Annotated in this window: 24 protein-coding genes; 18 read left to right on the top strand and 6 right to left on the bottom strand. The window is 71.8% G+C overall.

Features of this window, described 5'->3' with window-relative positions:
• Positions 1-1680, bottom strand: a 1680-nt coding sequence (locus tag E1200_RS13340) for a BCCT family transporter (protein ID WP_131952189.1), incomplete at its 3' end; no start/stop codon positions are given.
• Positions 1681-2072: 392 nt separating this feature from the next.
• Here E1200_RS13340 and E1200_RS13335 point away from each other — a divergent pair.
• Genes E1200_RS13335 through E1200_RS13315 form a run of 5 tightly spaced genes read left to right on the top strand, consistent with a single transcriptional unit; the run spans position 2073 to position 7766 of the window.
• Positions 2073-3665 carry an AMP-binding protein gene (locus tag E1200_RS13335; RefSeq protein WP_131952188.1) on the top strand — a complete coding sequence of 531 codons (1593 nt, stop codon included), beginning with the start codon at positions 2073-2075 and terminating at the stop codon, positions 3663-3665.
• Positions 3662-4894, top strand: a complete 1233-nt coding sequence (locus E1200_RS13330; protein ID WP_131952187.1) for an acyl-CoA dehydrogenase family protein — start codon at positions 3662-3664, stop codon at positions 4892-4894. Before E1200_RS13335 ends, E1200_RS13330 begins: the two co-directional genes overlap by 4 nt.
• Before the next feature lie 36 nt (positions 4895-4930).
• Complete coding sequence (locus tag E1200_RS13325) at positions 4931-5689, top strand: enoyl-CoA hydratase/isomerase family protein (RefSeq protein WP_131952186.1); 759 nt, start codon at positions 4931-4933, stop codon at positions 5687-5689.
• An 8-nt stretch (positions 5690-5697) separates the two neighbouring features.
• Positions 5698-6687 carry a VOC family protein gene (locus E1200_RS13320; RefSeq protein ID WP_131952185.1) on the top strand — a complete coding sequence of 330 codons (990 nt, stop codon included), beginning with the start codon at positions 5698-5700 and terminating at the stop codon, positions 6685-6687.
• A complete protein-coding gene (locus E1200_RS13315) occupies positions 6684-7766 on the top strand; it encodes an acyl-CoA dehydrogenase family protein (RefSeq protein WP_131952184.1) in 1083 nt (360 codons plus the stop codon). The genes E1200_RS13320 and E1200_RS13315 overlap by 4 nt, the downstream gene beginning before the upstream one ends.
• Positions 7767-7813: 47 nt before the next feature.
• Here E1200_RS13315 and E1200_RS13310 read toward each other — a convergent pair whose 3' ends face one another.
• Both E1200_RS13310 and E1200_RS13305 read right to left on the bottom strand, forming a co-directional pair.
• Positions 7814-8206 (bottom strand): group 1 truncated hemoglobin, encoded by a 393-nt coding sequence (locus tag E1200_RS13310; protein WP_131952183.1) that lies wholly within the window; start codon positions 8204-8206, stop codon positions 7814-7816.
• A gap of 260 nt (positions 8207-8466) precedes the next feature.
• On the bottom strand, positions 8467-9777 hold the full coding sequence (locus E1200_RS13305; protein ID WP_207933331.1) for a hypothetical protein: 1311 nt from the start codon (positions 9775-9777) through the stop codon (positions 8467-8469).
• 209 nt (positions 9778-9986) lie between these two features.
• On the opposite strand from E1200_RS13305, the gene E1200_RS13300 reads away from it, so the two are divergent.
• From E1200_RS13300 to E1200_RS13260, 10 genes are all read left to right on the top strand, one after another.
• Complete coding sequence (locus E1200_RS13300; RefSeq protein WP_131952182.1) at positions 9987-11183, top strand: histidine kinase; 1197 nt, start codon at positions 9987-9989, stop codon at positions 11181-11183.
• A 58-nt stretch (positions 11184-11241) separates the two neighbouring features.
• The gene (locus E1200_RS13295) at positions 11242-11997 is read left to right on the top strand and encodes a LytTR family DNA-binding domain-containing protein (protein ID WP_131952191.1); all 756 of its coding nucleotides are present in this window, start codon (positions 11242-11244) and stop codon (positions 11995-11997) included.
• Positions 11998-12119: 122 nt separating this feature from the next.
• A complete protein-coding gene (locus E1200_RS13290) occupies positions 12120-12482 on the top strand; it encodes a hypothetical protein (protein WP_243708535.1) in 363 nt (120 codons plus the stop codon).
• Positions 12479-14206, top strand: coding sequence for a cation acetate symporter (locus E1200_RS13285; protein WP_131952181.1), 1728 nt, complete (start codon positions 12479-12481; stop codon positions 14204-14206). Before E1200_RS13290 ends, E1200_RS13285 begins: the two co-directional genes overlap by 4 nt.
• Before the next feature lie 157 nt (positions 14207-14363).
• Entirely contained in the window at positions 14364-14726 is a 363-nt protein-coding gene (locus tag E1200_RS13280; RefSeq protein WP_131952180.1) for a DUF485 domain-containing protein, read from the top strand.
• Positions 14723-16333 (top strand): cation acetate symporter, encoded by a 1611-nt coding sequence (locus E1200_RS13275; protein WP_131952179.1) that lies wholly within the window; start codon positions 14723-14725, stop codon positions 16331-16333. Before E1200_RS13280 ends, E1200_RS13275 begins: the two co-directional genes overlap by 4 nt.
• A gap of 203 nt (positions 16334-16536) precedes the next feature.
• Positions 16537-16707: a hypothetical protein gene (locus tag E1200_RS33685; RefSeq protein WP_165950303.1), complete on the top strand. Its 171-nt coding sequence runs from the start codon at positions 16537-16539 to the stop codon at positions 16705-16707.
• Between the two features lie 161 nt (positions 16708-16868).
• Positions 16869-17279, top strand: coding sequence for a PGPGW domain-containing protein (locus E1200_RS13270; RefSeq protein ID WP_131952178.1), 411 nt, complete (start codon positions 16869-16871; stop codon positions 17277-17279).
• Positions 17280-17335: 56 nt separating this feature from the next.
• Positions 17336-17773, top strand: coding sequence for a hypothetical protein (locus E1200_RS13265; protein WP_131952177.1), 438 nt, complete (start codon positions 17336-17338; stop codon positions 17771-17773).
• Positions 17774-18011: 238 nt separating this feature from the next.
• Complete coding sequence (locus E1200_RS13260; protein WP_165950302.1) at positions 18012-18812, top strand: SAM-dependent methyltransferase; 801 nt, start codon at positions 18012-18014, stop codon at positions 18810-18812.
• Positions 18813-18824: 12 nt separating this feature from the next.
• Here the strand turns inward: E1200_RS13260 and E1200_RS13255 are convergent, their stop codons facing one another.
• The 3 genes from E1200_RS13255 to E1200_RS13245 form a co-directional block, all read right to left on the bottom strand.
• Entirely contained in the window at positions 18825-20006 is a 1182-nt protein-coding gene (locus E1200_RS13255) for a cytochrome P450 (RefSeq protein WP_131952175.1), read from the bottom strand.
• Positions 20007-20181: 175 nt separating this feature from the next.
• On the bottom strand, positions 20182-21711 hold the full coding sequence (locus tag E1200_RS13250) for a long-chain fatty acid--CoA ligase (RefSeq protein ID WP_131952174.1): 1530 nt from the start codon (positions 21709-21711) through the stop codon (positions 20182-20184).
• Complete coding sequence (locus E1200_RS13245) at positions 21698-23056, bottom strand: helix-turn-helix domain-containing protein (RefSeq protein WP_131952173.1); 1359 nt, start codon at positions 23054-23056, stop codon at positions 21698-21700. The genes E1200_RS13250 and E1200_RS13245 overlap by 14 nt, the downstream gene beginning before the upstream one ends.
• A 226-nt stretch (positions 23057-23282) precedes the next feature.
• Here E1200_RS13245 and E1200_RS13240 point away from each other — a divergent pair, with 226 nt between their 5' ends.
• The 3 genes from E1200_RS13240 to E1200_RS13230 all read left to right on the top strand — a co-directional run bounded on the left by E1200_RS13240 (position 23283) and on the right by E1200_RS13230 (position 25978).
• Positions 23283-24041 carry an ABC transporter ATP-binding protein gene (locus E1200_RS13240; RefSeq protein WP_131952172.1) on the top strand — a complete coding sequence of 253 codons (759 nt, stop codon included), beginning with the start codon at positions 23283-23285 and terminating at the stop codon, positions 24039-24041.
• 246 nt (positions 24042-24287) lie between these two features.
• Positions 24288-25094, top strand: a complete 807-nt coding sequence (locus E1200_RS13235) for an ABC transporter ATP-binding protein (protein WP_131952171.1) — start codon at positions 24288-24290, stop codon at positions 25092-25094.
• 2 nt (positions 25095-25096) lie between these two features.
• Positions 25097-25978 carry a branched-chain amino acid ABC transporter permease gene (locus E1200_RS13230; RefSeq protein WP_131952170.1) on the top strand — a complete coding sequence of 294 codons (882 nt, stop codon included), beginning with the start codon at positions 25097-25099 and terminating at the stop codon, positions 25976-25978.
• Positions 25979-26102 lie beyond the last annotated feature (124 nt).

The raw sequence follows: 26102 nt of genomic DNA, 5'->3' as shown, positions 1-26102 counted from the left end.
GTCTTCGGTCGAGGGTTTGGTGACGAGTTCGAATTCGCCGCGGTGGCGTTCGGTGCCGGCCACCACGGCCTCCTCCAGAACCTCGGCGCCCTTGTGCTGGAGTTGCATCATCGGATCGCTCCGGACGTCCTTGGCCAGCGAGAAGCAGAGCACGATCAGGACGAGGGTGAACGGCAGCGCGCCGATGAAGGTGATGTTCTGGATGCCGGTCAACGCCTCGTCGCCGCCGATCACGAGCATGATCGCGGCGACGGCGCCGGTCATGGCGCCCCAGAAGATGACGATCCAGCGGGACGGGTTCGTCGAGCCGTGCTGGGAGAGGGTGCCCATCACGACCGACGCGGCGTCGGCGCCGGACACGAAGAAGATGGCGACCAGGAGCATCACCAGGATCGCGGTGATCGCCGCCCAGGGGAGGTTGCCCAGCATGTTGAAGGTGATCTCCTCCTCGGAGCCCGAGCCGTAGGGGTCGCGGCCCTCGCGCTGCTGGGAGATCGCGGCGCCGCCGAAGATCGCGAACCAGACCAGGCTGACCACGCTCGGGACGATGATCACGCCGGCGACGAACTGGCGGATGGTGCGGCCGCGGCTGATCCGGGCCAGGAACATGCCCACGAACGGCGACCAGGAGATCCACCACGCCCAGTAGAAGATCGTCCAGCTCGACAGGTAGGTGTCCATCTCCTCGCCGCCGGTGGCGCCCGAGCGGGAGGCCATCTCGCCGAAGTCCTGGATGTAGACGCCGATCGAGGTCGGCAGCAGTTCGAGGATGAACACGGTCGGGCCCGCCACGAACACGAACAGGGCGAGCACGGCCGCCAGCACCATGTTCGTGTTGGACAGCCACTGGATGCCGCGGGCGATGCCGGAGACGGCGGAGGCGATGAAGCAGATCGTCAGGACCACGATGATGAGCACGAGGACCGTGGTGCCGAGGGTCTCGATCCAGCCCGCCTCCTGCATGCCGGTGCGAATCTGTAGGGCGCCGATGCCGAGGGACGCGGCCGAGCCGAACAGGGTCGCGAACAGCGCCAGGCTGTCGATGAGCTTGCCGGCCGGGCCCTCGGCGCGGCGGCGGCCGAACAGCGGGGCGAACGCGGCGCTGACGAGCTGGGTGCGGCCGCGGCGGTAGTGCCCGTACCCGATCGCCAGCCCGAGGACGGCGTAGATCGACCACGGGTGCAGCGTCCAGTGGAACATGGTGGTCGCCATCGCGGTCTCGATCGCGGGCTCGCTCTGCGCCGGGTCGGTGCCGGGGGGCGGCTCGACGTAGTGCATCAGGGGCTCGGCGGCGCCGAAGAACATCAGCCCGATGCCCATGCCCGCGCTGAACATCATCGCGACCCAGGACACGGTGCGGAACTCGGGCTCGTCCTCGTCGCGGCCGAGCGGGATGCGGCCGTACTTGCTGAACGCCAGCCACAGCGAGAAGATCACGAATCCGGTCGCGGCGAGGACGAGGAGCCAGCCCACGTTCGCGAGGAGCCAGTCCAGCGCGGACTGCGCCGTCGAGCTGAGGTTGTCGGTCCAGACGGTGCCCCAGACGACGAAGGCGACGGTCAGCAGCGCGGTGCAGCCGTAGACGATCCAGTCGGTGCGCGCCCGTCCCTTCCGCTTGTCCGTGGTGACCGGGAAACCGCCGTCATCGGTCCCGCCTGGCGGGGACTTGATCTCCTCCATGACCCTAGATCGTGCCCAAAGAACCACATGTCACATCCACGCGGGAGTAATTCGTTCTCGACCGGCGGTTACAGCGCACGACTCGCCGGTGGCCCGGGTTTCGGTCGGGTGGGCCGGGGTGGCGTCGAGGGGCCGAAACCGGGAAGAGCGGAGGGTGTGGCCTCGGTTACATTGGTCGCTTCTGTGTAGTTGTGTCACTACTAGAACAGAGATGTTCCCTTTCAGCCACTATTGCCGCATATAGGGTTTCGTGTTCCTCTGATTAAGGCAATGTCCGGTTGCGGATCGCTGCGGGCCGGCCGCACCTGACCGAAACACCGTTCACCGACCCAGGCCACCTACCACGACGCACGCCACCTACGACGACGCACGCAGCGAAAGCGGAGGTCCGGATGCGCAAGGAGATGCTGGAGAGCTTCGTCCTGGGGGACGTTCTCCGGTCGCAGGCGCAGGCTCACCGAAGGCAGACGTTTCTCAAGTTCCGGGACGGCGAGGTCACCTACGGCGAGGTCGACGCCGCCGCCGACCGGATGGCGCGCAGGCTGGCCGGCGCCGGGATCGGGCGCGGCGACCACGTGGGGCTGATGCTGCCCAACTGCGCCGACTTCGTGCATCTCGTGTTCGCGCTGGCGCGGCTCGGCGCGGTCGCCGTGCCGATCAACATCGCCTACCGGGGAGAGCTGCTCCGGCACGTCCTGGACAGCTCCGACTCGAACTGGCTCCTCATCGACGGTCCCTACGCGGAGCGGCTCACCGAGATCGCGGACCGGCTGCCGAAGCTGGGCGGGGTCGTCGTGCGGGACGCCGCCGAACACGGGATCCTGCTCGACCGGCTCGGCAAGCCCGCGCGGGAGCTGTCGGCCCTGCCGGAGGACGGCGACGGGCGCGTCGAGGTCCCGGTGCGGTTCTCCGACATGCAGGCGATCATGTACACGTCCGGGACGACCGGGCCGTCCAAGGGCGCGATGGTCCCGCACGCGCTGGCGCTGACCTGCGCCTACGACTCGCTGGACTTCCTCGACCGGTGGGGCAAGACGATCTACTGCCCGCTGCCGCTGTTCCACGCCGCCGCGCTGTGGGACGGGATGCTCTCCGCGCTCCTCGGCGGCGGCTCGATCGCGATCGTGGAGCGGTTCAGCGCGTCCCGGTTCTGGGACGACGTGCGCCGCTTCGACGCCCAGGTCTGCATGAGCGTGTTCTCGATGATCCCGATCCTGCTGAACCGGCCGCCGACGCCGCGGGACCGCGACCACCGGCTGGAGACGTTCTACATGGGCAAGTCCAGCCTGGACGAGCCGCTGCGGGAGCGTTTCGGGGTCCGGTCGGTGGAGACCTATACGAGCACCGAGGCGGGCATCGCGACGGGCAGCCCGTACGGGGAGTGGCGGACGGGTTCGTGCGGCCGGGCCCACGAGGAGCGGTTCCAGGTCGCGGTGGTGGACGAGTACGACCGGGAGGTGGGCCCGGGGGAGCCGGGCGAGCTGGTGCTGCGGCCGAAGCAGCCGTTCGTCCTGACGACCGGGTACTACGGCAACTGGGAGGCGACCACCCGCTGCTTCCGGAACATGTGGTTCCACACCGGAGACCGGGTATGGCGCGATGACGACGGCTACTTCTACTTCCTTGACCGGATGAAGGACGCGATCCGCCGGCGTGGTGAGAACATCTCGGCCTTCGACCTGGAGACCGAGATCAACCAGCATCCGGCGGTGCTGGAGTGCGCCGCCATCGGCGTGCCCTCGGAGCTGGAGGACGAGGACATCAAGGTGTCGATCGTGGTGCAGCCGGACACCGGCATGGAACCCGCGGAGCTGATCGCCTACTGCGAGGAGCGGCTGCCGCGCTCGATGGTGCCGCGCTACGTCGAGTTCATCGACGCGCTGCCGCGCACGCCGACCGACAAGGTCGCCAAGTACAAGCTGCGGGCACAGGGCGACAACGGCATCACCGACACCACCTGGGACCGGGAGGCGGAGGGCCGGTGAACTGGGACGACACGCCCGAGGAGGCCGCGTTCCGGGCGGAGGCGCGGGCGTTCATCGAGGAGCGGTTCCCCGCGTCGTACCGTCCGGCGGGCGAGGAGGAGCAGAGCCTGGAACCGGAGGACGTCGCGGGCTACAACTGGCCCGTCGACCGCGTCGCCGGCGACCCGGGGCGCCGCGAGGGCGCGCGGGCGTGGGCGGCGGCCCTGGCCGAGCGGGGCTGGATCGCGCCGCACTGGCCGCGCGAGTACGGCGGCGCGGGCCTGTCGGCCATGGAGGAGTTCATCCTGCACGAGGAGATGATGCGGGCGCGGGTGCCGACGGTGAACGGCATCGGCGCGTTCCTCCTCGGCCCGACGCTGCTGGTGCACGGCACGGAGGAGCAGAAGGCCAGGCACCTGCCCGCCATCGCCAAGGGCGAGGCGACGTGGGCGCAGGGGTTCTCCGAGCCGGGCTCCGGCTCCGACCTGGCGTCGCTGCGGACCCGCGCCGTGCGCGACGGCGACGAGTACGTGGTGGACGGCCAGAAGGTGTGGACGTCCCTCGGCCAGTACGCCGACTGGCTGTTCGTCCTAGTGCGCACCGACCCCGATGCCGAGCGGCCGCACCGCGGGATCACCTTCCTGCTGATCCCGTCGGACGCGCCGGGGGTGACGGTCCGTCCCATCACCGACATCCGGGGCGCGGAGCCGTTCTGCGAGATCTTCTTCGAGGGCGTCCGGGTGCCGGTGGCGGACCGCGTCGGCGAGGAGAACCGCGGCTGGTACGTCGCGATGTCCGCGCTCGGCTTCGAGCGGGCCGGGATCGGCGCCACGATCAAGTACGAGCAGGCGCTCGCCGAACTGGTCGGCTACCTGCGGTCGCCGGAGGGCGCGCGGTTCGCCCGGACGAGCCCGGCGCTGCGCCAGGAGATCGCGCGCCGGCGGACCGAGATCCGCGTGCTGTACAACCTGGCGCGCTACACGGTGTCGCGGCAGGCGGCGGGCGAGGAGCCCGACTTCGAGGCGTCCATCAACCAGCTGTTCGGCGCCGAGCTGCACCAGCGGATCGCGCGGACCGGCGCGCGGGCGTTCGGGCGGTCCGCCGCCCTGTGGGAGCGCGCGGACGCGCCGCTCGGCGCCCTGTTCACGCACATGCGCCGGGACTCGGTGGCCTCCACCTTCCTCGGCGGCACCACCGAGATCCAGCGCAACGTCATCGCCACCCGGGGGCTGCACCTGCCCCGCGGCTGAACCCGGACCCGTCCGACCGAGGAGGAGCGAATCCGTATGCCCGACGAGAACGCCTACGAGACCGTCGACCTGCGAATCGAGGAGAGGGTCGCCTGGCTGACGCTGAACCGGCCGGACAAGCTCAACGCGCTGACGCCGACGACGATGGCGGAGCTGCGCGACATCTTCACCCGCGTCGACGACGACGAGGACGTCTGCGTCGTGGTGCTGCGCGGCGCCGGCGAGCGCGCGTTCTGCGCCGGGATGGACCTGGCCTGGTCGGAGAAGCTGACGCCGCGCGAGCGGGTCGAGCAGGGCCGGCTGGGCGAGAAGACGTTCGCGATGATGGAGCGGACGTCGGTCCCGGTGATCGCGGCCGTGCACGGCTACGCGGTCGGCGGGGGCCTGGAGCTGGCGCTCGCCGCCGACTTCATCGTGGCCTCGGACAACGCGAAGATGGGGCTCGTCGAGATCACCCTGTCGGCGCGTCCGCCGTACCGGCCGAAGATGACCGAGGACGGCGACCCCGACCAGCCCGAGTTCGGCGGGTCCGCGCCCGGCTGGGGCGGGGTGAAGCGGCTGCCGGAGCGGATCGGCAAGGCCCGCGCGAAGGAGCTGCTGTTCACCGGCGCCCGCATCGACGCCGACCGGGCGCTGCGGCTCGGCCTGGTCAACGACGTGTACCCGGCGGACGAGTTCGACAAGCGGGTCGGTGAGCTGGCCGAGCGGATCGCGGCGATGAACCGCTACAACCTGCGCCTCGTCAAGGAACTCGTCACCTACGGCTACGACTGGATCGAGCCCCACCCGAGCTAGGAGGACCCGTGCAGATCTACCGCATCGATCATGTCGCGCAGGTGGCGACCGACCTCGACGCGCAGGTCGGGCTGCTGGAGGGGCTGTTCGGGTTCCGGCGCGTCCGGAGCTGGGACAACCCCGCCGAGGGCGTGCGCGGCGCCCGGCTGGAGATCCCCGGGAGCCGGGGGCAGGCGTGGGAGGTGGTCGCGCCGTCCGGCGACGGCTCGCCGCTGCAGACCTGGCTGGACGAGCACAACGGCCGTCCCGGGCTGCACCACGTCGGCGCCGAGGTCCCCGACCTGGGGGCGGCGCGGGCCGAGCTGGAGTCGCGCGGCATCAAGCCCGCCGAGGGGCCGGGCGGAGCCTGGCTGGAGGCGTCGCTGAGCCCGCCCGAGCACGGCCCCGGCGTCCTGTTCCGGCTGCGCGGCCCCGGCAGCCTGGACATGTGCGGCGACTCGGGCGACAACGCCGTGGAACCGTCCGATTCGGAAGGCCCGTCCTCCAGCCCCCACCCACCGCCATTCAACGGACGAGCTGCGCTCGACGGCTCCTCGCTCGGGATCGTGGCGCTCGACCACGTCTGCCAGGCGTTCCACGACCGCGACGAGCTGGCCCGCTGGTACCGCGACCTCGCCGGGTTCGTGCAGGTGTGGCGGACGCCCGACGACGAGCACCCCGACATGGCCGACCTGGTGCTGAACATCCCCGGCTCGTCGATCTGCTGGGAGGTCATCACCGGCCGCGGGGAGGACTCGTTCATCGACCGGTTCCTGGAGCGCAGCGGCCCCGGCGCCCACCACGTCACGTTCGAGGTGGCCGACTGGGACGCGGCGCTCGCGGCGTGCGAGCGGCACGAGATCCCGACGTTCGACGACGAGGAGGGCGTCACCGACGGCGCCGCCTGGAAGCACACGTTCATCCATCCGAAGCACACCGGCGGCGTGCTCGTCCAGCTGTTCTGGGAGGAGCGGCCGGGCGTGTGGGTCCGCTCCGACAAGATCCCGCCGCAGTCATGAACCTGGGGCGTACCGAGGATCAGGAGCTCATCGCCGATACCGCGCGCGAGCTGCTGGAGGCGCGGGGGCCGGTGGCCGGGGCGCGGGCGATGGACGGCGACCCCGCCGGCCACTCGCCCGCGCTGTGGAAGGAGATGGTCGAGCTCGGCTGGCCGGGCCTGGCGTTCCCCGAGGAGCACGGCGGTGTCGGCGGCGACTTCCTGGACGTGGCGCTACTGTTCGAGCAGCTCGGCTACGCGCAGGTCCCGAGCCCGCTGCTGACGTCGGTCGCGGCCTGCGGGATGCCGGTGGCGCGGTTCGGCACGCCCGCGCAGAAGGAGCGGTGGCTCGCCGCGATCTCCGAGGGCCGGATCGTGACCGCCGCGCCCCTGCCCTGGGACCGTCCCGGGGAGGGGCCGGTGGCCGCCCGCGACGGCAACGGCTACGTCCTGAACGGCACCGCGACGTTCGTGCCGTTCGCCGCTTCGGCCGAGCACATCCTCGTGGCGGCGGATCTGGACGGCGAGCCCCGCGCGTTCTGGGTGGACGCCTCGGCGGCGACGCTCGACCCGCTGGGCACCGTCGGCTGGGACCGGCCCTGCCATGTCGGGCTGGCGGACGTCCGCGTCCCGGCCGAGGCCGCCCTGAGCCCGGACGCCGCCCGCGCCATCTCGCTGTTCGGCGCGGCGGCGACCTGCGCCGAGATGGTGGGCGCGGCGCAGCGCGTCCTCGACATGACGGTGGAGTACGCGACGGAACGGGAGCAGTTCGGCAGGCCGATCGGGTCGTTCCAGGCGGTGCAGCACCACTGCGCCGACATGTCGATCGACGTGCTCGGCTCCCGCTTCATCGCCTACGAGGCCATCTGGCTCCTGTCGGTGGACCGCGAGGCGACCGAGGAGGTGTCGATGGCGAAGGCGTGGGTGAGCGAGGCGTACGAGCGGGTGTGCGCGCTCGGCCACCAGGTGCACGGCGCGATCGGCTTCACCCACGAGCACGACCTGCACCTGTTCTCGCGCCACGCGATGGCCGCGTCACTGGCCTACGGCGACGGCGACCTCCACTACGACGCGCTGGCCGAGGAGTTGAAGCTGCCCTGACGTCATGAGGCGCGCTCGCCGTCGCCCCGGCGGGCGCGCCCGGACGCTCACTCCGCTGCGGCGGTCTCCGCGGTCTCCGTGGTGATCCGGCCGGCCACGATCTGGTCGGCGAGCGGCAGGACGATGGCGGCGATCTCGCCGATGATCTCCTTGGGGACGCCCGCCGCGAGGAGGGCCTCCCCGAGGTGGTCCGCGACCCGGTCGAAGTGGTCCTGCTCGATGCCGAGCCCGAGGTGGACGTCCTTCATCGCCCGGCCCTGGTAGACCATCGGCCCGCCCAGCGCCTGGCCGAAGAACTCGACCTGGCGCCCCTTCACCTTGTTGACGTTGAGGCCGACGAAGTAGGGGTTCAGTACGTCGTCGGCGAGGATTCGCCGGTAGAGGTCGTCCACCACAACCGTCAGGGCCTCTTCTCCACCGATCGACTCGTAGATGCTCATCCCGGTCCTCCTCGCGCGACACTATTGGCGCTACGCCAATAACTTCGCGGCCAGGGTACGACTCCCCGCCCGAGGACGCCAGGGTCAGAAGGGTGCGGATCCCTGCGGCCGGGCGAAATTCGTCGCCTTCCGGGCACCCCGCTGTCACCCACGTCCACTCGCGGTGATCAAAGTGCGCCCGGGAGAGTTCGTTGACTTGCGGCGTGTTGTTGTTATGGAAGGCCGGATAACAACAACACGCCGCAAGTCAACGGATCCGGTCAGGGGCGGACGGCGTAGACCATGCGCTTGCCGGGGTGCTCGGCCACCGTCCAGAACTGGCCCAGGCCGGGGTTCGACGCGTCCGTGCCGGACTGCCAGTGCGCCAGGTCCTCAGGGCCGATGCTGAGCTGCTGCGAGCTCGCGACCTGGAGCGTCGTGGTGGACGACGTCGCCGGCTCGGTCGTGTAGAACGTCCCGGCGGTCGAGGTGCCGCGGCTGCGGCTCAGGTACCACCGGCCGTTGAACCGGGTCGCGCCCTGGACGTTGCTGACCGGCAGCCGGTGGGCGGCGTCGGCGTTCCACCGGTAGGACGGGTCGGTGACCAGCTCGCCGTTCGCGGTGAACGCGCCGGCGATGGGCCACGCGGCGACGCGGCCGTTGACGGCCTCGTCCCCGGCGCAGTACTCGCCGGAGACCAGGTGGTCGGTGCCGCTGCGGTCGAGGGAGACGTGCGAGAACTGCGGCGACCCGTCCGAGGAGGTGCACTTGGTGCCGGTCGCGGCGGTCCGGGTCCACGAGCCGACCTGCGGCATCACGTAGCGGTACCCGTAGCCGTGGTACGTGCCGCCGTGCAGGCCGACCTTGTCCGCGCCGCCGGTCGTGCCGTTCTCGGACGCGCCCAGGTCGAAGATGCGCCGCATGTCGAACATGCGGAAGCCGCGCGCGGTGTCGGCGACGAACAGGTGGTTGCCATACCAGAGGATCCCGCCCGCGTGGAGCGAGGTGTTGTAGCTGCTGTTCGACGAGTCCTGCGAGACCCGGACGGTGTCGTAGTCGCCGTTGGCATTCGGGTACACCAGCAGGACGTGCCGGTAGGCGCCGCTGTAGGGGTTCATGAAGCTGATGCGGACGCCCTTGACCATCCCGTCCGCGGTGTCGTTGTGGTCGTACCAGCTGACCAGGACGGGCTTGTACCCGTCGCCCCACTCCTGGTCGGCCTGCATGTCGGCGACCGTGGTGACGCCCTGCGGGTACCACTGGGCGGTGCCGTTGTCGCCGTCGTTGAAGCAGACGCTCCGGGCGAGGTCCACGGAGCTGCCGGACTGCACGGCGGCCGGCTCGCACGCCCCGTTGACGGTGACCGGAGTGTCGTCGTCCTGCCGGTTCAGGTCGTTCATGATGCCGGTGACGGTCGCCTTCACCAGCGGAAGGGCGTCGGCGCGGTCGCGCAGATCGGTGCCGTAGGAATTCGGGCGGAGCCGGAAGTTCGACAGGGACAGTTCGTCGGCGGCGGCGGGGGACTGGATCGCGACGGCGAGCGGTAGGGCGAGGCCCACGGCGGTCAGGACGGCCAGGCTTCGGCGGCGCATGCACACTCCTCACGGCCGGGCCCGCCTGGCGGGCCGGACGCCGCGCGCCCGGCCCGGCACCGGGATCGGCCCGGGGGGAGCGGTGGGCCGGCGGCCAAGATCGTGGTGTCGGTCCGACTAAAATGACATGATCATGACCTTCCCGCCAAATCGGACATGTACTGAGGTGTACTTACCTTTTGGTCCGGTGATCGGCATAAATTTGCGGAATGAACGTCGTCATCGCCGTTGCCGTGACCTTGCTGGTGACCTGGATTCCGGCGCTCGTGTGGTGGCGGCGGCAGCAGGGGCGGGGCGGTGACCTCGGCGGGCCCGCGCGGCGGGCGACGTTCGAGACCCTGCACACCGCGTCCCGCGCCGCCCCGGCGTTCCGGGCGGGGCTGACCGAGCAGGACGCGCAGAAGGCCGCCCGGCACCTGCGGGCGCTGCTGGACTGCCCCGCGCTCGCGATCACCGACGGGGAGCGGCTGCTGGCCTGGGACGGGGAGCACGAGCACCACGCGGAGGCGGCGCTGGAGCACGCCGAGGTGACGCTGGAGAACGGCCGCACCCAGGTGCACGACGTCGGCTGCGACCTGCTCGACTGCCCGATCCGGCGGGTCGTGGTCGTGCCGCTCGCCACCGACGACCGCGTCGTCGGGTCGCTCGCCGCCTACGGGGACGACACCCCCGCCGGGCTGATCCGCGCCGCCGAGGAGGTCGCCCAGTGGGTGGACGCGCAGCTCGAACTGGCCGAGCTCGACCATTCGCGGACGCTGCTGATGGAGGCGGAGATGCGGGCGCTGCGGGCGCAGATCTCGCCGCACTTCATCTACAACTCGCTGACCACCATCGCGTCTTTCGTCCGGTCCGATCCCGAGCGGGCGCGGGAGCTGCTGCTGGAGTTCGCCGGGTTCACCCGCTACTCGTTCCGGCGGCACGGCGACTTCACGACGCTCGCCGAGGAGCTGCGGTCCATCGACCGGTACCTGCTGCTCCAGCGGGCGCGGTTCGGCGAGCAGCTGCGGGTCACGCTGCGGATCGCGCCCGAGGTGCTGCCGGTCGCCGTGCCGTTCCTGTGCCTGCAGCCGCTGGTGGAGAACGCCGTCCGGCACGGGCTGCAGGACCGGTCGGAGCCCGGCCTGATCACGATCGTCGCCGAGGACGCCGGGTCCGACTGCGTGATCAGCGTGGAGGACGACGGGATCGGCATGGACCCCGAGGAGGTCCGCCGGCTGCTCGCCGGCGACGTGCGCCCGCTGACCGACGACGGCGACTCGGCGGGGATCGGGCTCGCCAACGTGGACGACCGCCTGCGCCAGGTGTACGGGCCGGAGTACGGTCTCGCCGTGGAGACCGGCCCGGGCGCGGGCACGAAGGTGATCGTGCGTGTTCCGAAGTACCGGCCGGGGGTGACCGCTTCATAACCCTTGACTGGTAGGCGTCCTTTGACTGAAATGTCCGTGCGACGTGGGAAAGGACGATGTGGTGGGCCTACGTGTCCTCGCGGTGGACGACGAGCCGCCCGCGCTGGACGACCTCGTCCACCTGCTGCACGCCCATCCGCGGATCGGCGAGATCCACACCGCGCGGGACGGCGCCGCGGCACTGCGCAAGCTCGACCGGGCGCTCGCCGACGGACGGCCCATCGCCGCGGTCTTCCTCGACATCCGGATGCCGGGCCTGGACGGCACCGTGCTCGGCCGCGTCCTCGCGCAGTTCGCCCGCGCACCGCAGATCGTCTTCGTCACCGCGTACGAGAACCACGCCGTGGACGCGTTCGAGATCAAGGCGACCGACTACATCCTCAAGCCGGTGCGGCCGGAGCGGCTGAACGAGGCGATCCGGCGCGTCATCGAGGCCACCGACGAGCCCGAGGACGACGAGGCCGACCCCGCCGAGCCGGAGCCGATGCCCGTCGAGCTCGGCGGCGTGACCCGGTTCGTCACCCCTGCCGAGGTGCAGTACGTCGAGGCGCAGGGCGACTACGCGCGGCTGCACACGGCGTCCGGCAGCCACCTGGTCCGCATCCCGCTGGCCGCGCTGAGCGAGCGCTGGACCGGTGCCGGGTTCGTCCGGGTGCACCGCAGCCACCTGGTCGCGCTGTCGGCGATCAAGGAGCTGCGGCTGGACTCGGGCCGCTGCACCGTCCTGGTCGGCGACACCGAGCTGCCGGTGAGCCGCAGGCACGTGCGCGAGCTGCGCGACCTGCTCGTGCGGAGGGCGAGGCGGTCGCCCTGAGCCCCGGCCATCCGAGCGCCGACGAACCCGCGGGCGCCGGTCCCGACCCAGGCCCCGCCGACGCGCCGCCATCCGGCGGCCCCAGCGACCGGCCGCGCGGCATCGCACCCGGCCGGGTCCTGGTGACCGGGCCGCGGACCCGCGCCGTCCGCCGGCCCAGCTACCCCGTCACGCGGGAGATCGACGAGCAGACCGGGCTCGGCGAGGCGTACATGCGGTCGCTGCTGCGCGCCCAGCTGCGGCTCGCGGTCGGACTGTGCCTCGTGCTGGCCGCGGTGGTGATCGGGCTGCCGCTGCTGTTCGCGGTGTTCCCCGAGGTCAGCGAGAAGGCCGTGCTCGGCATCCCGCTGCCGTGGGTGGTGCTCGGCGGGCTGATCTACCCGTGGTTCGTCACCTGCGGGTGGTGGTACGTCCGGCAGGCCGAGCGCAACGAGGACGACTTCGCCGAGCTCGTCGACCGGCCCCCGTCCGACGACGCCCCATGAACACCGCGTACGGGCTCGCCGGGGTGCTCCTGGTCGTCGTCGCCACCGTCCTCATCGGCGTGATCGGGCGGATCTCGCGCACCACCTCCGACTTCTACGTGGCGTCCCGCACGGTGACGCCGCTGCGCAACGCGTCGGCGATCGGCGGCGAGTACCTGTCGGCCGCGTCGTTCCTCGGCATCGCCGGGCTGATCCTCGCCTACGGCGCCGACATGCTGTGGCTGCCCGTCGGCTGGACGGGCGGCTACCTCATCCTGCTCGTGCTCGTGTCGGCGCCGCTGCGCCGCTCCGGCGCGTACACGCTGCCCGACTTCGCCGAGGCGCGGCTGGAGTCGATGGCGGTGCGCCGCGTCGCCAGCATCCTCGTCGTGCTGATCAGCTGGCTGTACCTGCTGCCGCAGTTCCAGTCGGCCGGGCTCGTGCTGCGGACGGTGACGGGCGCGCCGGTGTGGACGGGCGGCGTCCTCGTCGCCGTCGTCGTCGCGGTGAACGTGCTGGTCGGCGGCATGCGCAGCGTCACGCTCGTCCAGGCGTTCCAGTACTGGATGAAGCTCACCGCGCTCGCCGTCCCGCTGGTGTTCCTGCTGCTGGCCTGGCGCTACGACGGCGCGCCGGGCCTGGCCGAGGACGCGCCGCCGCAGTTCGCCGACCGCACCACCGTCTCCGTCGGCCTCGGCGTCACCGTCGACGTCGCCGACCCCGTCCAGGTCGTCGTGGACGGGCGGGTGGACGGCCAGACCTACGCCGGCTCCACGGTCGTCCTGGGCCCCGGGCGGCACCACATCGCGCAGAACACGTCCGTCACCTTCCCGGCCGGGGCGGACGTGCCGCACGTCAGCGACCGGCCCGCCAGCACCGACCGCCAGTGGGCGATGCCGCTGGACGGCCACCCCCACTCCCTCTACGCCACGTACTCGCTGATCCTCGCGACGTTCCTCGGGACGATGGGGCTCCCGCACGTCCTCGTCCGCTTCTACACCAACCCCGACGGGCGGGCCGCGCGGCGCACCACCGTGCTGGTGCTGTCGCTGCTCGGCGCCTTCTACCTGCTCCCGGCCGTGTACGGGGCGCTCGGCCGCCTCTACACGCCCGAGCTGCTGATGACCGGGCGGGCCGACGCCGTCGTGCTCACCCTGCCCGGCCGCCTCATCGGCGGGGTCGGCGGGGACCTGCTCGGCGCGCTGGTGACCGGCGGCGCGGTCGCGGCGTTCCTGTCCACCTCGTCCGGGATCACCGTGTCCGTCGCCGGGGTGATCGCGCAGGACATCCTGCGCGGCGGGGTGCGCTCGTTCCGGGCCGGGACGCTGCTCGCCCTCGTCGTCCCGCTGGCGCTGGCCATCGCGGCCCGCGCGCTGCCCGTCGCGGACGTCGTCGGGCTCGCGTTCGCCGTCGCGGCGTCCACGTTCTGCCCGCTGCTCGTCCTCGGCGTCTGGTGGCGGCGGCTGACCGTCCCGGGCGCGCTCGCCGGGCTCATCGCCGGCGGGACGCTGGCGGGCACCGCGGTGATCGTGACGATCGCCGCCGGGCCGCCGGCGGGGCTCGCGGGGGCGCTGCTCGCCGAACCCGCCGCGTGGACGGTCCCGATCGCGTTCGCCACCATGATCGTCGTGTCGCTGTGCACGCCGGGCCGGGTGCCGCGCGGCGTCGCGCGGATGATGGTGCGCCTGCACACCCCGGAGTCGCTCGCCGTCGACCGCGGGACCTGGCGGCCGAAGCGGGTGTGACCGTTCATCGCGCCAGATGAACCGCTCACCGACGACGCGCGCAGACCGCCGACGATGAACGGCGGCTGACCGCAGCCCCGCGCCTGTCCCCTCGCTCGGTCCTCGGGACGTTCATACGGTGGCGCGTGACCGGCGTCACAACAGAGGAGGGGCGGTCGTGTCCATAGATGAGAACGCCTCCGGCACCGTCTACCAACGGTTCCAGGGCACAGCGGAGTTCCAGGAACTCCGCCGCAGATTCCGCAGATTCGCATTCCCGATGACCGTCGCGTTCCTCGCCTGGTACCTGCTGTACGTCGTGCTGTCGGGGTGGGCGCGCGGCTTCATGGGCACCGAGCTGTTCGGCGCGATCAACGTTGCGCTCGTCTTCGGGCTGCTGCAGTTCGTGACCACGTTCGGCATCGCGTACCTGTACTCGCGGCACGCCGAGCGCCGCCTCGACCCGCTCGCCGACAAGATCCGCGGCGACATCGAGGCGGAGGAGGCGCAGGGCGCCGGGACCGCGGAGGACGGCCGATGAGCAACGAGACCCTGTCGATCCTGCTGTTCCTCGCCTTCGTGGCGGCCACGCTGGCCGTCACCGTGTGGGCGAGCCGCAACACCAAGAACGCCACCGACTTCTACGCCGGCGGCCGGTCCTTCTCCGGCGTGCAGAACGGCCTCGCGATCGGCGGCGACTACATGTCCGCCGCGTCGTTCCTCGGCATCGCCGGGCTGATCGCCCTGTACGGCTACGACGGTTTCCTGTACTCCATCGGGTTCCTGGTCGCGTGGCTCGTCGCGCTGCTGCTGGTCGCCGAGCTGCTGCGGAACTCGGGCCGGTTCACGATGGCGGACGTGCTGGCGTTCCGGATGAGCCCGCGCCCGGTCCGCACCGCCGCCGGCGTCTCCACCATCACCGTCTCGATCTTCTACCTGCTGGCGCAGATGGTCGGCGCGGGCGCCCTGGTGGCGCTGCTGTTCGGCTTCACCAGCGAGTTCGCGAAGGGCGCCACGATCGCGCTGGTCGGCGTCCTGATGATCGTCTACGTGGTGTTCGGCGGGATGAAGGGCACCACCTGGGTGCAGATCATCAAGGCCGTGCTGCTGATGACCGGCGCCGCGCTGGTCACGCTGCTGGTGCTGACCGAGTTCGGCTTCAACCTGTCCAGCCTGCTGAACGAGGCCGCGCAGGAGAGCGGCAAGAGCGACAAGTTCCTGGAGCCCGGGCTGCGCTACGGCACCGAGGAGCAGGGGCTCAGCGGCAAGCTCGACCTGATCAGCCTCGGCCTCGCGCTCGTGCTCGGCACCGCGGGACTGCCGCACATCCTGATCCGCTTCTACACCGTCCCGACGGCCCGCGATGCCCGCAAGTCCGTCATGTGGGGCATCGGGCTCATCGGCACCTTCTACCTGTTCACCCTCGTGCTCGGCTTCGGCGCCGCCGCGCTGGTCGGCAGCGAGGAGATCTCGCGGGTCAACGAGGCGGGCAACACCGCGGCACCGCAGCTCGCCGAGAAGATCGGGCAGATCATGTTCGGCGACGCGGGCGGCACGATCCTGCTGGCGGTGATCGCCGCGGTCGCGTTCGCCACCATCCTGGCGGTCGTGGCGGGCCTCACGCTGGCCTCGTCGTCCTCGTTCGCCCACGACCTGTACGCCCACGTGTTCCGCAAGGGCAAGGCCACCGAGCGGGACGAGGTCCGCGTCGCCCGCATCTCCGCCCTGGTCATCGGCGCCGTGTCGATCGTCCTCGGCATCTACGCCCAGCGGCTCAACGTGGCGTTCCTGGTCGCGCTGGCGTTCGCGGTCGCCGCGTCCGGCAACCTGCCCGCGATCCTGTACAGCCTGTTCTGGAAGCGGTTCAACACCACGGGCGCCGTCTCGGCCATCTACGGCGGCCTCGGCGCGGCGCTGTTCCTGGTCATCTTCTCCCCGGTCGTCTCCGGTTCCGAGAAGGCCCTGTTCACCGACTCCGACTGGAGCTGGTTCCCGCTGCAGAACCCGGGCCTCATCTCCATCCCGGTCGGCTTCCTGTGCGGCTTCATCGGCACCGTGCTCAGCAAGGAGTACAACGCGGAGAAGTACGCCGAGATCGAGGTCCGCTCCCTCACCGGGGCGGGCGCCGAGAAGGCGGTGAAGCACTGATTCCGCCCGTCCCCGGTGGACCACAGGGCCGCCGGGGACGGGCGTTCCACCCGGACCCGCCGCGCGGGTGACCGTCGCCCGGTCCCGCGCGGTCCGCGGCCCCGCCCCCCGCCCCGGGGCGGGGCCGCCCCTTTTTCCGGCGCGCGACCGTCCGTATCCCGGCACCCGGTACGGAAGAGCCGCCGGGCGTGCATGATGAATTCATGAGCGAAGAGCGGCAGGTACGGAAGAGCGACCCGGACCGGTGGCGGACGCTGCCGCCCCGCACCCCTCTGGAAGACCTGGTGGCCGAGCAGGAGGTCCCGCCCAAAGCGCAGGTGATCGCCGACCCCGGGAGCACGGAGGTCGACGAGGCCACGCGGTACCCCGTCTGAGCCTCCGGGGAACGTACGGGCGCCCGGCCTCGCCTCCCGGTGGACGCCGCACGTGCCCGGCCCGCACCGGTGACGTCCGATGGGTGCAAGATCTTCTTGTGCCGCGGCGACGTCGGTAACGTGGACCCCTACGGACGGCGGACGCCGACGGGGGGAGGCGCATGGTGCGCAGGTACGGCCGACATGCCACGCGCGGGGCGCTGGCCGTCCTCGGCGGATGTGTGCTGCTGACGGGGGTCGCGCTGCTGGTCCTGCCCGGCCCGGGGATGCTGCTCGTCCTGTCGGGCCTGCTGATCCTCGCCCGCGCGCTGCCGGCCGTGGAGCGGTTCGTCGAGCCGGTGCGGGTGCGGGCGATCCAGGCGGCCGAGGAGAGCGTGACCTCGTGGTGGCGCCTCACCGGCTCGGTGCTCACCGGCCTGGTGCTGCTCGGCGCGGGCGTCCTGTGGATCGTGGAGCGGCGCCTGCCGCTCAGCGGGTGGAGCACCGGCCTCGGCCTCATCCTCTCGGGCCTCATCCTGTTCGCCCTCCTGGGCTGGAGCCACCGCCGGGTCCGGGCCCGGCGGCCCGGTTGACCGGATCCGGAGAAAATCCGCCGCGCTTTGATCCGTGGAGCGGGTATGGCCGTGCCATGGGTATGGGCATTGTTCTTCGACTACTCGTCGCCGCGGGACTCGCGGTGGACGCCGTCATCCACTGGCGTTTCGCGCCTGACATGGCGCCGGGACCCAACTCCCCGAGCGGCACCATCGCCGGGGACGACCTCTTCTACGCGCAGGCGATCGCGGCCGCGGTCGCGGCGGTCCTCGTACTGGTGTGGGCGCGCAGGTGGACGTACGCGCTGGCGTTCCTGGTCGCCGCGAGCGCGGCCGGCGCCGTGCTGCTCTACTACTTCGTCGACTTCGGGCAGCTCGGCCCGATCCCGCGGATGTACGACCCGTCGTGGTACGCGGACAAGACGATCAGCCTGGCCGGGGAGCTCGTCGCCGCCGTCGCCGCGCTGATCGGGTTCTTCACCGTGCGGCGGTCGCGCGACAGCGAGCACGAGGCCGACGACGTCTACTCCTAGCGGCCCGCGTCTCCGGCGGAGGCCGGTATCCGATGGGACCTTCATCCTGCGTTCTGTCCGCCGGCGGGGTGGCGGACGTTCCCGCGGCGGTCCCGGCTCGGTCAAGGGAGCCGGGACGGCCGCACCGGGCCGTTTCGCCTGAACACGCGGGCCGCAATGGGCCGTTTCGGTATTGTGGTGGAGCGGTGTTCCGGCTGGGGATACTGTGACATTTCCCTTCCGGGATCACGGAGCTGTCGTGCAACTCAACCTGGACACCGGCGTCCCGAACATCGCTCGGATCTATGACGCCATGCTCGGCGGCAAGGACAATTTCGCCGCCGACCGGGAGGCCGCCGCCCGGCTGACCGAGGTGGAGCCGCTGTCGCCGCTCTACGCGCGCAACCACCGCGAGTACATCGGGCGCGCCGTGCGGCTCGTGGCCGGGCTCGGGATACGCCAGTTCCTCGACGTCGGCACCGGCCTCCCCACGATGGAGAACGTCCACCAGATCGCCCACCGGCACACACCGGGCTCGCGCGTGGTGTACGTCGACAACGACCCCACGGTCTGCGCCCACGCCCGCGCGCTGCTCACCGACGACCCCGGCGCGGTCGCGGTCGTCCCGGAGGACCTGCGGCACCCGGAGCGCATCCTGGCGCACCACGAGACCCGCCGCCTGATCGACCTCGACGAGCCGCTGTGCGTGCTCGTCACCGGCGTCCTGCATTTCATTCCCGACGACGACGATCCGCACGCGGCGGTGCGCGTGCTCACCGACGCGATGTGCCCCGGCAGCCATCTCGTCATTTCCCACATCACCGACGAAGAGGTGCGGCGGACCAGGCCCGAGGACAACCGCTTGGGAATGGACGTCTACGCGAAGAGCAATGCTCCGATGCACCCGAGGACCCGTCGCGACATCGAACGGTTCTTTGAAGGCATGGAACTCGTGGAACCGGGGCTGGCGTGCATTTCGGAATGGCACGCGCCGAAACCCTCGCGCATCCGCGAGGATCTGCGCAACGTCTGGCTCGCCGCGGTGGCCCGCAAACCCTGACCGGCGCCCCCGTCAGCGGGGCGTGACCGTCATGGGCAGGGACGCGAACCCCCGGACGTAGATGGACCGCCGGCGCGATCCGGCCGCCGGGTCCAGGTCGTAGCCGGCCACCCGCTCCACCAGCTCCGCCAGCACCGTCCGCGCTTCGAGCCGGGCCAGCGCGGCGCCGAGGCAGAAGTGCGGGCCGCTGCCGAAGCTCACCAGCTCACTGGTGTCGCGGCCCAGGTCGTACTCCTCCGGCCGGTCGAAGACCCGCGGGTCCCGGTTGGCCGCGCCGGGCAGCAGCATGACCCGCGCGCCGGCCGGCATGCGCGTCCCGTGCAGCTCGACGTCCTCGGTGAGGGTGCGCAGCTGGACCGGCGCCGCGGTGTCGTAGCGCTGCGTCTCCTCGACCCACTCGGCGATCCGGCCCCCGAAGGCCGCGGCCCGCTGCGCCGGGTGCCGCCACGCCCAGTAGACGGCGTTGCCGATGAGGTTGGTGGTCGTCTCGTTGCCCGCCCCGACCAGCAGGTGCAGGAACGCGATGATCTCCTCGTCGGTCAGCGGCTCCTCGTCGACGGCGGCGTCGAGCAGCGCGGACGTGAGGTCGTCGCGCCGCCGCCGGCGCCGGTCGGCCACGAGCTCCGCGAAGTGCCCGACGAGCTCCAGGACCGCGGTGGCGCCCTCCTGGCTGATCTCCTGCGTCCCCGGCTCCCGGTGCATGGCGGCGTCGCCGAGCCGGCGCAGCTCGGCGCGGTCGGCCTCCGGGACGCCGGCCAGCTCGGAGATGACGTCGGTGGGCACCGGCGCGGCGACGTCGGCGATCAGGTCGAACTCCGCGCGCTCCAGCGCCGCCGAGACGTGCCGCCGGGCGATCTCGCGGATGCGGCCCTCCAGCTCCGCGATCCGCCGGGGCGTGAACGCGCGGGACACCAGCCGGCGCATCCGGGTGTGCTCGGGCGGGTCCATCGCGATGAACGACATGGCCTTGCGCGCCTGCGGCCCCCAGGACCGCTGCTCCAGCAGCGGCCCGTTGGCGCTGGAGAACCGGGCCGCGTCGCGGAACGCGGCGAGGACGTCGGCGTGCCTGGACAGCGCCCAGAAGTCCATGTCCTCGTTGCGGTGGACCGGTGCCTCCTCGCGCAGCCGCGCGTACACCGGGTACGGGTCCGCGTCGACCTCGTGAAAGTCGTAGGGGTTGAACGTCACGCCCATCTCCGGCCTCCTGCCGCCTGAAACGCCCTAGGCTGCCCTACTCGTCCCCACCGCCGCCCGCTCATGATCGTCCAAGACCGGTAGCGGCCACCGGCGCACCGCCCACGAAGGCCCACCCGTTGACTTGCGGCGTGTTGTTGTTATGGGAGCCCGGATAACAACAACACGCCGCAAGTCAACGGGTTGTCGGTCCGGTGGTGGTCGCCGTGCTGGGTGGTTCGTCGGCCGGGGGGTTCAGGGGCGGCAGGGCCCGCTTCAGGATCTTGCCGGTGGGGGTGGTCGGCAGCTCGTCCACGAACCGGACCCGCCGCGGGTACTTGTACGCGGCCACGCGCCCGCGCACCCACAGCCGTAACTCGTCCTCGCTCGCCGGGGCGCGCAGTGCCACCACCGCCGCGATCTCCTCGCCGACCTCGGGGTGCGGGAACCCGACGACGGCGGCCTGGCGCACCGCGGGATGCTCGTACAGGACCTCCTCGACCTCCCGCGGGTACACCGTGTACCCCGCCCGGATGATCACGTCGCGGCTGCGGCCGACCAGGTGGAAGAACCCGTCGGCGTCCACGCGGCCGAGGTCGCCGGTGTGGAACCAGCCGTCCCGGATCGCGTCCGCGGTCGCCTCCGGGTCGTTCCAGTACCCCTTCATGACATTGGGCCCGCGCACGACGATCTCGCCGATCTCGCCGCGCGGCGACTCGCGGCCGTCCTCGCCGACGACCCGCATCTCGACCCCCTGGACCGGCCGCCCGATCGACCCGGGCCGGCGGCCGGCGCCGCCCCGGTTGGACGCCGCCAGCGGCGACGTCTCCGACAGCCCGTAGCCCTCGATGATCCGGCAGCCGTACCGCGTCTCGTAGGCGCGCAGGACGTCCAGCGGCAGCGCCGCGCCGCCCGACACGCACACCCGCAGCAGCGACAGGTCCGACACGCCGGGCTGGTCGAGCAGCGCGATGTACATCGCCGGGACGCCCGGGAACACCGTCACGCCGTCCCGCCGGACGACCTCCAGCGCGCGGCCGGCCTCGAACCGCGGCAGCAGGGTGAGCCGCGCGCCCGCGTGGACGGTGGCGTTCAGCGCGCACGTCTGGCCGAACGCGTGGTAGAGCGGCAGGGCCCCGAGGACGACGTCGTCCACCCCGAGCGCGAGCATCCGCGCCGTCGTCTCCGCGTTGCCGCCGAGGTTGGCGTGGGTCAGCTCGATGCCCTTGGCCCGGCCCGTCGTCCCGGCGCTGTAGAGGATCACCGCGGTGTCGTCCGCGGCCCGGCCGGCGAGGGCGTGGTCGGGCTGGAACGTGCGCAGCAGCCTGCGGAACTCGCCGGGCACCACGAACATGTAGTCGGCGCGCGTGCCGGCCGTCCCCGCCTCGACGGTCTCGGCGTACGCGTGCCAGGCGATCACCAGCCGGGCCGCGCTGTCGTCGAGGTAGGCGGCGATCTCGCGCTGCTTCAGCAGCGGGTCGAGGGGGACGACCACCGCGCCGATCCGCAGCACGCCGTAGTAGACGACGGCGAACTCGGGCACGTTCGGCAGCAGCACCGCGACCCGGTCGCCCGGCCGGATCCCGCGCCGCCGCAGCAGCGTGCCCAGCCGCGCGCTCAGCATCTCCAGCGCCCGGAAGCTGAGCTCCTCCCGGTCGAGCGTCAGAACCGTCCGCCCGCCGAGCCTTCCGGCGGCCGCGGCGTGGAGCCGCTCAGCGAGGTTCATGGGCCGACGGTACGTCGGCGGCCCCGTCCCGCTCATTGGTCGCGGGGACCAGTCTTTCCCGCCCGGGATTGGTGGGCGGTGGCAACACGTCCTGGAGGGCGATCGCGACCAGCAGGTCCACGAGATCGGTGAAGTGCCGGAGGTTGCGCCCGGTCCGCTCCTGGATGCGGCGCAGCCGGTACTGGGCGGTGTTGTGGTGGATCTGCAGCCGCTCGGCGGCGGCGCGCAGGTTCAGGTCGGCGGCGGCGAACGCGCGGATCGTCGCGGTCAGCACCCCGCCGCGCATCCGGTCCTCCGCGAGCAGGTCGCTGACCCGCGGGTCGACCAGGTGCCGGGCGGTGTCGTCGGCCCGCAGCGCCATGTACTCGAACGGGGAGATGCGCGGCAGCGCCGCTAAACCGCCGTCCTCGGGCAGGAACTGCAGGACGCCCCGCGCCTCCTGGTAGGCGCGCGGGACCTCCGCCATGCCGTCCACCACGGTGCTGATGCCCATCGCCAGCGCGATGCCCTCGGCGAGGAGGTTCTCCCGGACGGCCTGGAGCCGGGCGCACAGCCGCTCCGGGTCGCCGCCGGGGCCGAGCGCCGGTACCGCCACGATCTCCGACTGCCGGACGACCGCGAGCGTGCGGTGCTTGCCGATCCCGGACCGGGCGATGGCCGAGCACGCGGCGTGCCGGGCGTCGGTCTCCACGTCCGCGCCGACCAGGACGGCCGCCACCACGACCAGCGGGGCGCGCGAGTCGGGGTTGAGGCCGTACGCCTGCGCGGTCGCGAGCTGCGGCCCGCGGGTGGGGGCCTCGCCGGCGAGCAGCAGCTCCACCAGGTCGCGGCTCTCCCGGACGCTCTCCGCGGCGGTGTACCGCTGGTACTCCGCGTACGCGTTCGCGGCGTGGGTGCTGGCGAAGTCGCAGTACCGCATCAGCGGGGACGCCATCGACAGCGCCGCCTCGTGCCCGGCGTAGGAGCGGCCGGCGTGCTCGACCACCGCCTCCCAGAACACCTGCTGCCCGACCCGGAAGGCGTTGATGTAGTCGGCCAGGTCGAAGCCGGACCGGGCGCGGCGCATCGACGCCCGCCGCGTGAAGGCGATGTCCTCGGAGGTGACCGTGCGCTCCTCCATGAGGACGGCCAGCTTGGTGCGGTAGTGGCGTCCCACCTGCTCCCGCACGTCGGCGCGGAACTCCGGGCCCCGCGCCTCGTAGGCGGGGATCTCCCTCCGCATGGTCTCGACGGCCCTGTCCGCCAGTTCGTCGACCGCGCCGAGCAGTTCGGTGAGTATCCGTGCGCGTTCGGTACGGAGTTTCTCCGCATCGCTGAGCGTTCCCGTGCTGAATGCAGCGGACATGTCCGGATGATTGCCGCCTATCACCCCAGCGTCAACGGTCCGTGACACGTCCGAGACGGACGCTGTTCGGTGCGGACAACTCCCGCTGCACATCTTGGGTTCCCGTGCCCAATGTGCGCGCTGAGCGGCGGATTTTACGGTGAGGGCCCCTGCTCCAGAACACCGTTCTACGGCGACCGCGGTTCGCGCCCGGCGCCGGCGACGCACCCCGCGCTCAGGAGGCCGGATGCTGGAGGTTCACGATCTTACCGTCCGTTTCGGCGGCATCACCGCGCTCGGCGGTGTCGGCTTCGACGTGCGCGGCGGCGAGATGGTGGGGCTGATCGGGCCGAACGGCGCCGGCAAGACCACGCTGTTCAACTGCCTGACCCGCCGCTACGACGCCGACGCGGGCAGCGTCGCCTACGAGGGCCGCGACCTGCTCGCCGTCCGGCCGCACGAGATCGCGGCGCTCGGCATCGCCCGCACCTTCCAGAACCTCGGGCTCTTCACGCGGATGTCCGTGCGGGACAACGTCATGGTCGGCGCCCACCACCACGGCCGCGCCGGGTTCTTCAGCGCGAGCGTGCGGCTGCCGTCCGTCCGCGGCGAGGAGCGCCGGCTGCGCGACGAGGCCGACGAGCTGCTCAAGCGGCTGGAGCTGTCCGCCGTCGCCGACCACCCCGCCGCGGGGCTTCCGTTCGGCACCCTCAAGCGGGTCGAGCTGGCCCGCGCGCTGGCGGCCCGGCCGCGGCTCCTGCTGCTGGACGAGCCCGTCAACGGCCTCAGCCACGGCGAGATCGACGAGTTCGCCGGCTGGCTCCAGTCGATCCGCACCGACTTCGACGTCACCGTGATCGTCGTCGAGCACCACATGGGGTTCGTGATGGGCACCTGCGACCGGGTCATCTGCCTGGACTTCGGCAAGAAGATCGCCGAAGGCTCCCCCGAAGAGGTCCAACGCGACCCCGCCGTCATCGAGGCGTACCTGGGGACCGCCGCATGAGCGCGCCGGAGGGGCGCGGCGTCGCCTGGACTGAGGAGCGCGGGGAGCGAGGGACGAGCGACCGGAGCGACGAGGGAAGGCGGCGCCGGAAGGCGTCCCGGAGGCGAGCGGGGGGCACCGCATGAGCGAGCCGGAGGGGCGCGGCGTCGCCTGGACTGAGGAGTGCAGGGAGCGAGGGACGAGCGACCGGAGCGACGAGGGAAGGCGGCGCCGGAAGGCGTCCCGGAGGCGAGCGGGGGGCACCGCATGAGCGAGCCGGAGGGCGTCCCGGGGGCGAGCGGGGAGCACGGCGTGAGTGAGGAGCGGCAGGTACCCCGGGCGGGCGGCGGTGACGGCCGGGACTTCCTGGTGGTGGAGGACCTGCACGCCGGCTACGGCGCCGTGCGGGTGCTGCACGGGGTGAGCCTGCGGGTCGGGGAGGGCGAGATCTGCGCGATCCTCGGGCCGAATGGCGCGGGCAAGACGACGCTGCTGCGGGCCCTGTGCGGGATGGTCCGCGGGCACGGCTCGGTCCGGCTCGCCGGGACGCCGCTGTCGGGCCGCGCGCCGGACGCCGTCGCGCGGCGCGGCGTGGCGCACGTCCCCGAGGGGCGCGGCACCTTCGTGCCGCTGACGGTCGAGGAGAACCTGCGGCTCGGCGCGTACGCGCGCCGTGACCGGGCCGGGATCCAGGCCGACCTGGACCGGGTGTACGGCCACTTCCCGGTGCTGAAGGAGCGGGTCAAGCAGGCGGCGGGCAGCCTCAGCGGCGGCGAGCAGCAGATGCTCGCGATCGGCCGGGCGCTGATGTCGCGGCCCCGGCTCCTGCTGCTGGACGAGCCGTCCCTCGGCCTGGCGCCCATGGTGACCAGGGAGCTGTTCGGCATCGTCCGATCGATCAACCAGGAGGAGCGGACCACCGTGGTCGTCGTGGAACAGAACGCCCATCTCGCCCTGGACATCGCGGCCCAGGCGCACGTCCTGGAGAGCGGCCGGATCGTGCTGTCGGGGTCGGCGGACGAGATCAAGGCCGACGAGCAGGTCGCTCAGTCCTATCTCGGATACCGGATCTAGCCATGGCCGACTTCGTGCAGCAGTTCGTCGGCGGCCTGGGCGCCGGGGCGATCTACGCGAGCCTGGCCCTGGCGCTCGTGCTGATCTACCAGTTCACCGGCATCGTCAACTTCGCGCAGGGCGAGCTGGCCATGTTCGCGACGTACATCGCGTGGACGTTCATCGACGCGGGCCTGCCGTTCTGGCTCGCGCTGGTGCTCACGCTGGCGATCTCGTTCGTCGGCGGCATGCTCATCGAACGGGTGATCATCCGGCCGGTGGAGGGCGCCCCCGAGCTGACCCTCGTGATCGTGACCGTGGGCCTGTTCATCTTCATCAACGCCGCGGCCGGCTGGATCTGGACGTTCCTGATCAAGGACTTCCCGAACCCGTTCCCCGGCGGCGCGCTCCAGGCCGGCGGCGTCAGCCTCGCCTACTCCACGCTCGGCATCCTCGCCGTGGTGGGCGGCGTGATGGGCCTGCTGTACCTGATGTTCCGCTACACCAAGATCGGTCTCGGGATGCGGGCGGTCGCGACGAACCCCGACTCGGCGCGGCTGGTCGGCATCCGGGTCGGCTGGACGCTGGCGCTGGGCTGGGGCCTCGCCGCCCTGGTCGGCGCCGTGTCGGGCGTCCTCGTCGCGCCGCTGCTGTTCCTGGAGCCGAACATGATGGGCGGCGTCCTGATCTACGCGTTCGCCGCGGCCACCCTCGGCGGCTTCGACAGCCCGCTGGGCGCGGTGGTCGGCGGCCTGATCGTCGGCGTGGCCGAGACGCTGGCCGGCTCCTACGTGGACTTCATCGGATCCGACCTGAAGATCGGCGTCCCGCTGGCCATCATCCTCATCGTCCTCCTGCTGCGCCCCCAGGGCCTCTTCGGACGAGCGGCGGTGGAAAGAGCATGAGCGCGCCGGAGAGCGCCCCGGAGGCTCGCGGAGGACACACCATGAGCGACGCCACGGAAATGACCGAAACCCCGGCGGCGGAGTCCGCTGCGGGCGCCAAGGCCGGTAAAGAGGGGTCCGGGGC

The organism is Actinomadura sp. GC306, assembly GCF_004348665.1.
Taxonomy (GTDB): domain Bacteria; phylum Actinomycetota; class Actinomycetes; order Streptosporangiales; family Streptosporangiaceae; genus Spirillospora.
Note: the sequence above shows the minus strand (reverse complement) of the source record. Positions and strands in the feature narration are given on the sequence as shown.

Excerpts from the sequence above, each read along its gene's own strand:
- E1200_RS33685 (WP_165950303.1), top strand. The coding sequence starts at position 16,537 with ATGAGCGAAGAGCGGCAGGTACGGAAGAGCGACCCGGACCGGTGGCGG.
- E1200_RS13255 (WP_131952175.1), bottom strand. The coding sequence starts at position 20,006 with ATGGGCGTGACGTTCAACCCCTACGACTTTCACGAGGTCGACGCGGAC.
- E1200_RS13285 (WP_131952181.1), top strand. The coding sequence starts at position 12,479 with ATGAACACCGCGTACGGGCTCGCCGGGGTGCTCCTGGTCGTCGTCGCC.
- E1200_RS13315 (WP_131952184.1), top strand. The coding sequence starts at position 6,684 with ATGAACCTGGGGCGTACCGAGGATCAGGAGCTCATCGCCGATACCGCG.
- E1200_RS13265 (WP_131952177.1), top strand. The coding sequence starts at position 17,336 with ATGGGTATGGGCATTGTTCTTCGACTACTCGTCGCCGCGGGACTCGCG.
- E1200_RS13250 (WP_131952174.1), bottom strand. The coding sequence starts at position 21,711 with ATGAACCTCGCTGAGCGGCTCCACGCCGCGGCCGCCGGAAGGCTCGGC.
- E1200_RS13300 (WP_131952182.1), top strand. The coding sequence starts at position 9,987 with ATGAACGTCGTCATCGCCGTTGCCGTGACCTTGCTGGTGACCTGGATT.
- E1200_RS13335 (WP_131952188.1), top strand. The coding sequence starts at position 2,073 with ATGCGCAAGGAGATGCTGGAGAGCTTCGTCCTGGGGGACGTTCTCCGG.
- E1200_RS13235 (WP_131952171.1), top strand. The coding sequence starts at position 24,288 with ATGAGCGAGCCGGAGGGCGTCCCGGGGGCGAGCGGGGAGCACGGCGTG.
- E1200_RS13245 (WP_131952173.1), bottom strand. The coding sequence starts at position 23,056 with ATGTCCGCTGCATTCAGCACGGGAACGCTCAGCGATGCGGAGAAACTC.
- E1200_RS13325 (WP_131952186.1), top strand. The coding sequence starts at position 4,931 with ATGCCCGACGAGAACGCCTACGAGACCGTCGACCTGCGAATCGAGGAG.
- E1200_RS13275 (WP_131952179.1), top strand. The coding sequence starts at position 14,723 with ATGAGCAACGAGACCCTGTCGATCCTGCTGTTCCTCGCCTTCGTGGCG.
- E1200_RS13230 (WP_131952170.1), top strand. The coding sequence starts at position 25,097 with ATGGCCGACTTCGTGCAGCAGTTCGTCGGCGGCCTGGGCGCCGGGGCG.
- E1200_RS13270 (WP_131952178.1), top strand. The coding sequence starts at position 16,869 with ATGGTGCGCAGGTACGGCCGACATGCCACGCGCGGGGCGCTGGCCGTC.
- E1200_RS13305 (WP_207933331.1), bottom strand. The coding sequence starts at position 9,777 with ATGCGCCGCCGAAGCCTGGCCGTCCTGACCGCCGTGGGCCTCGCCCTA.
- E1200_RS13310 (WP_131952183.1), bottom strand. The coding sequence starts at position 8,206 with ATGAGCATCTACGAGTCGATCGGTGGAGAAGAGGCCCTGACGGTTGTG.
- E1200_RS13240 (WP_131952172.1), top strand. The coding sequence starts at position 23,283 with ATGCTGGAGGTTCACGATCTTACCGTCCGTTTCGGCGGCATCACCGCG.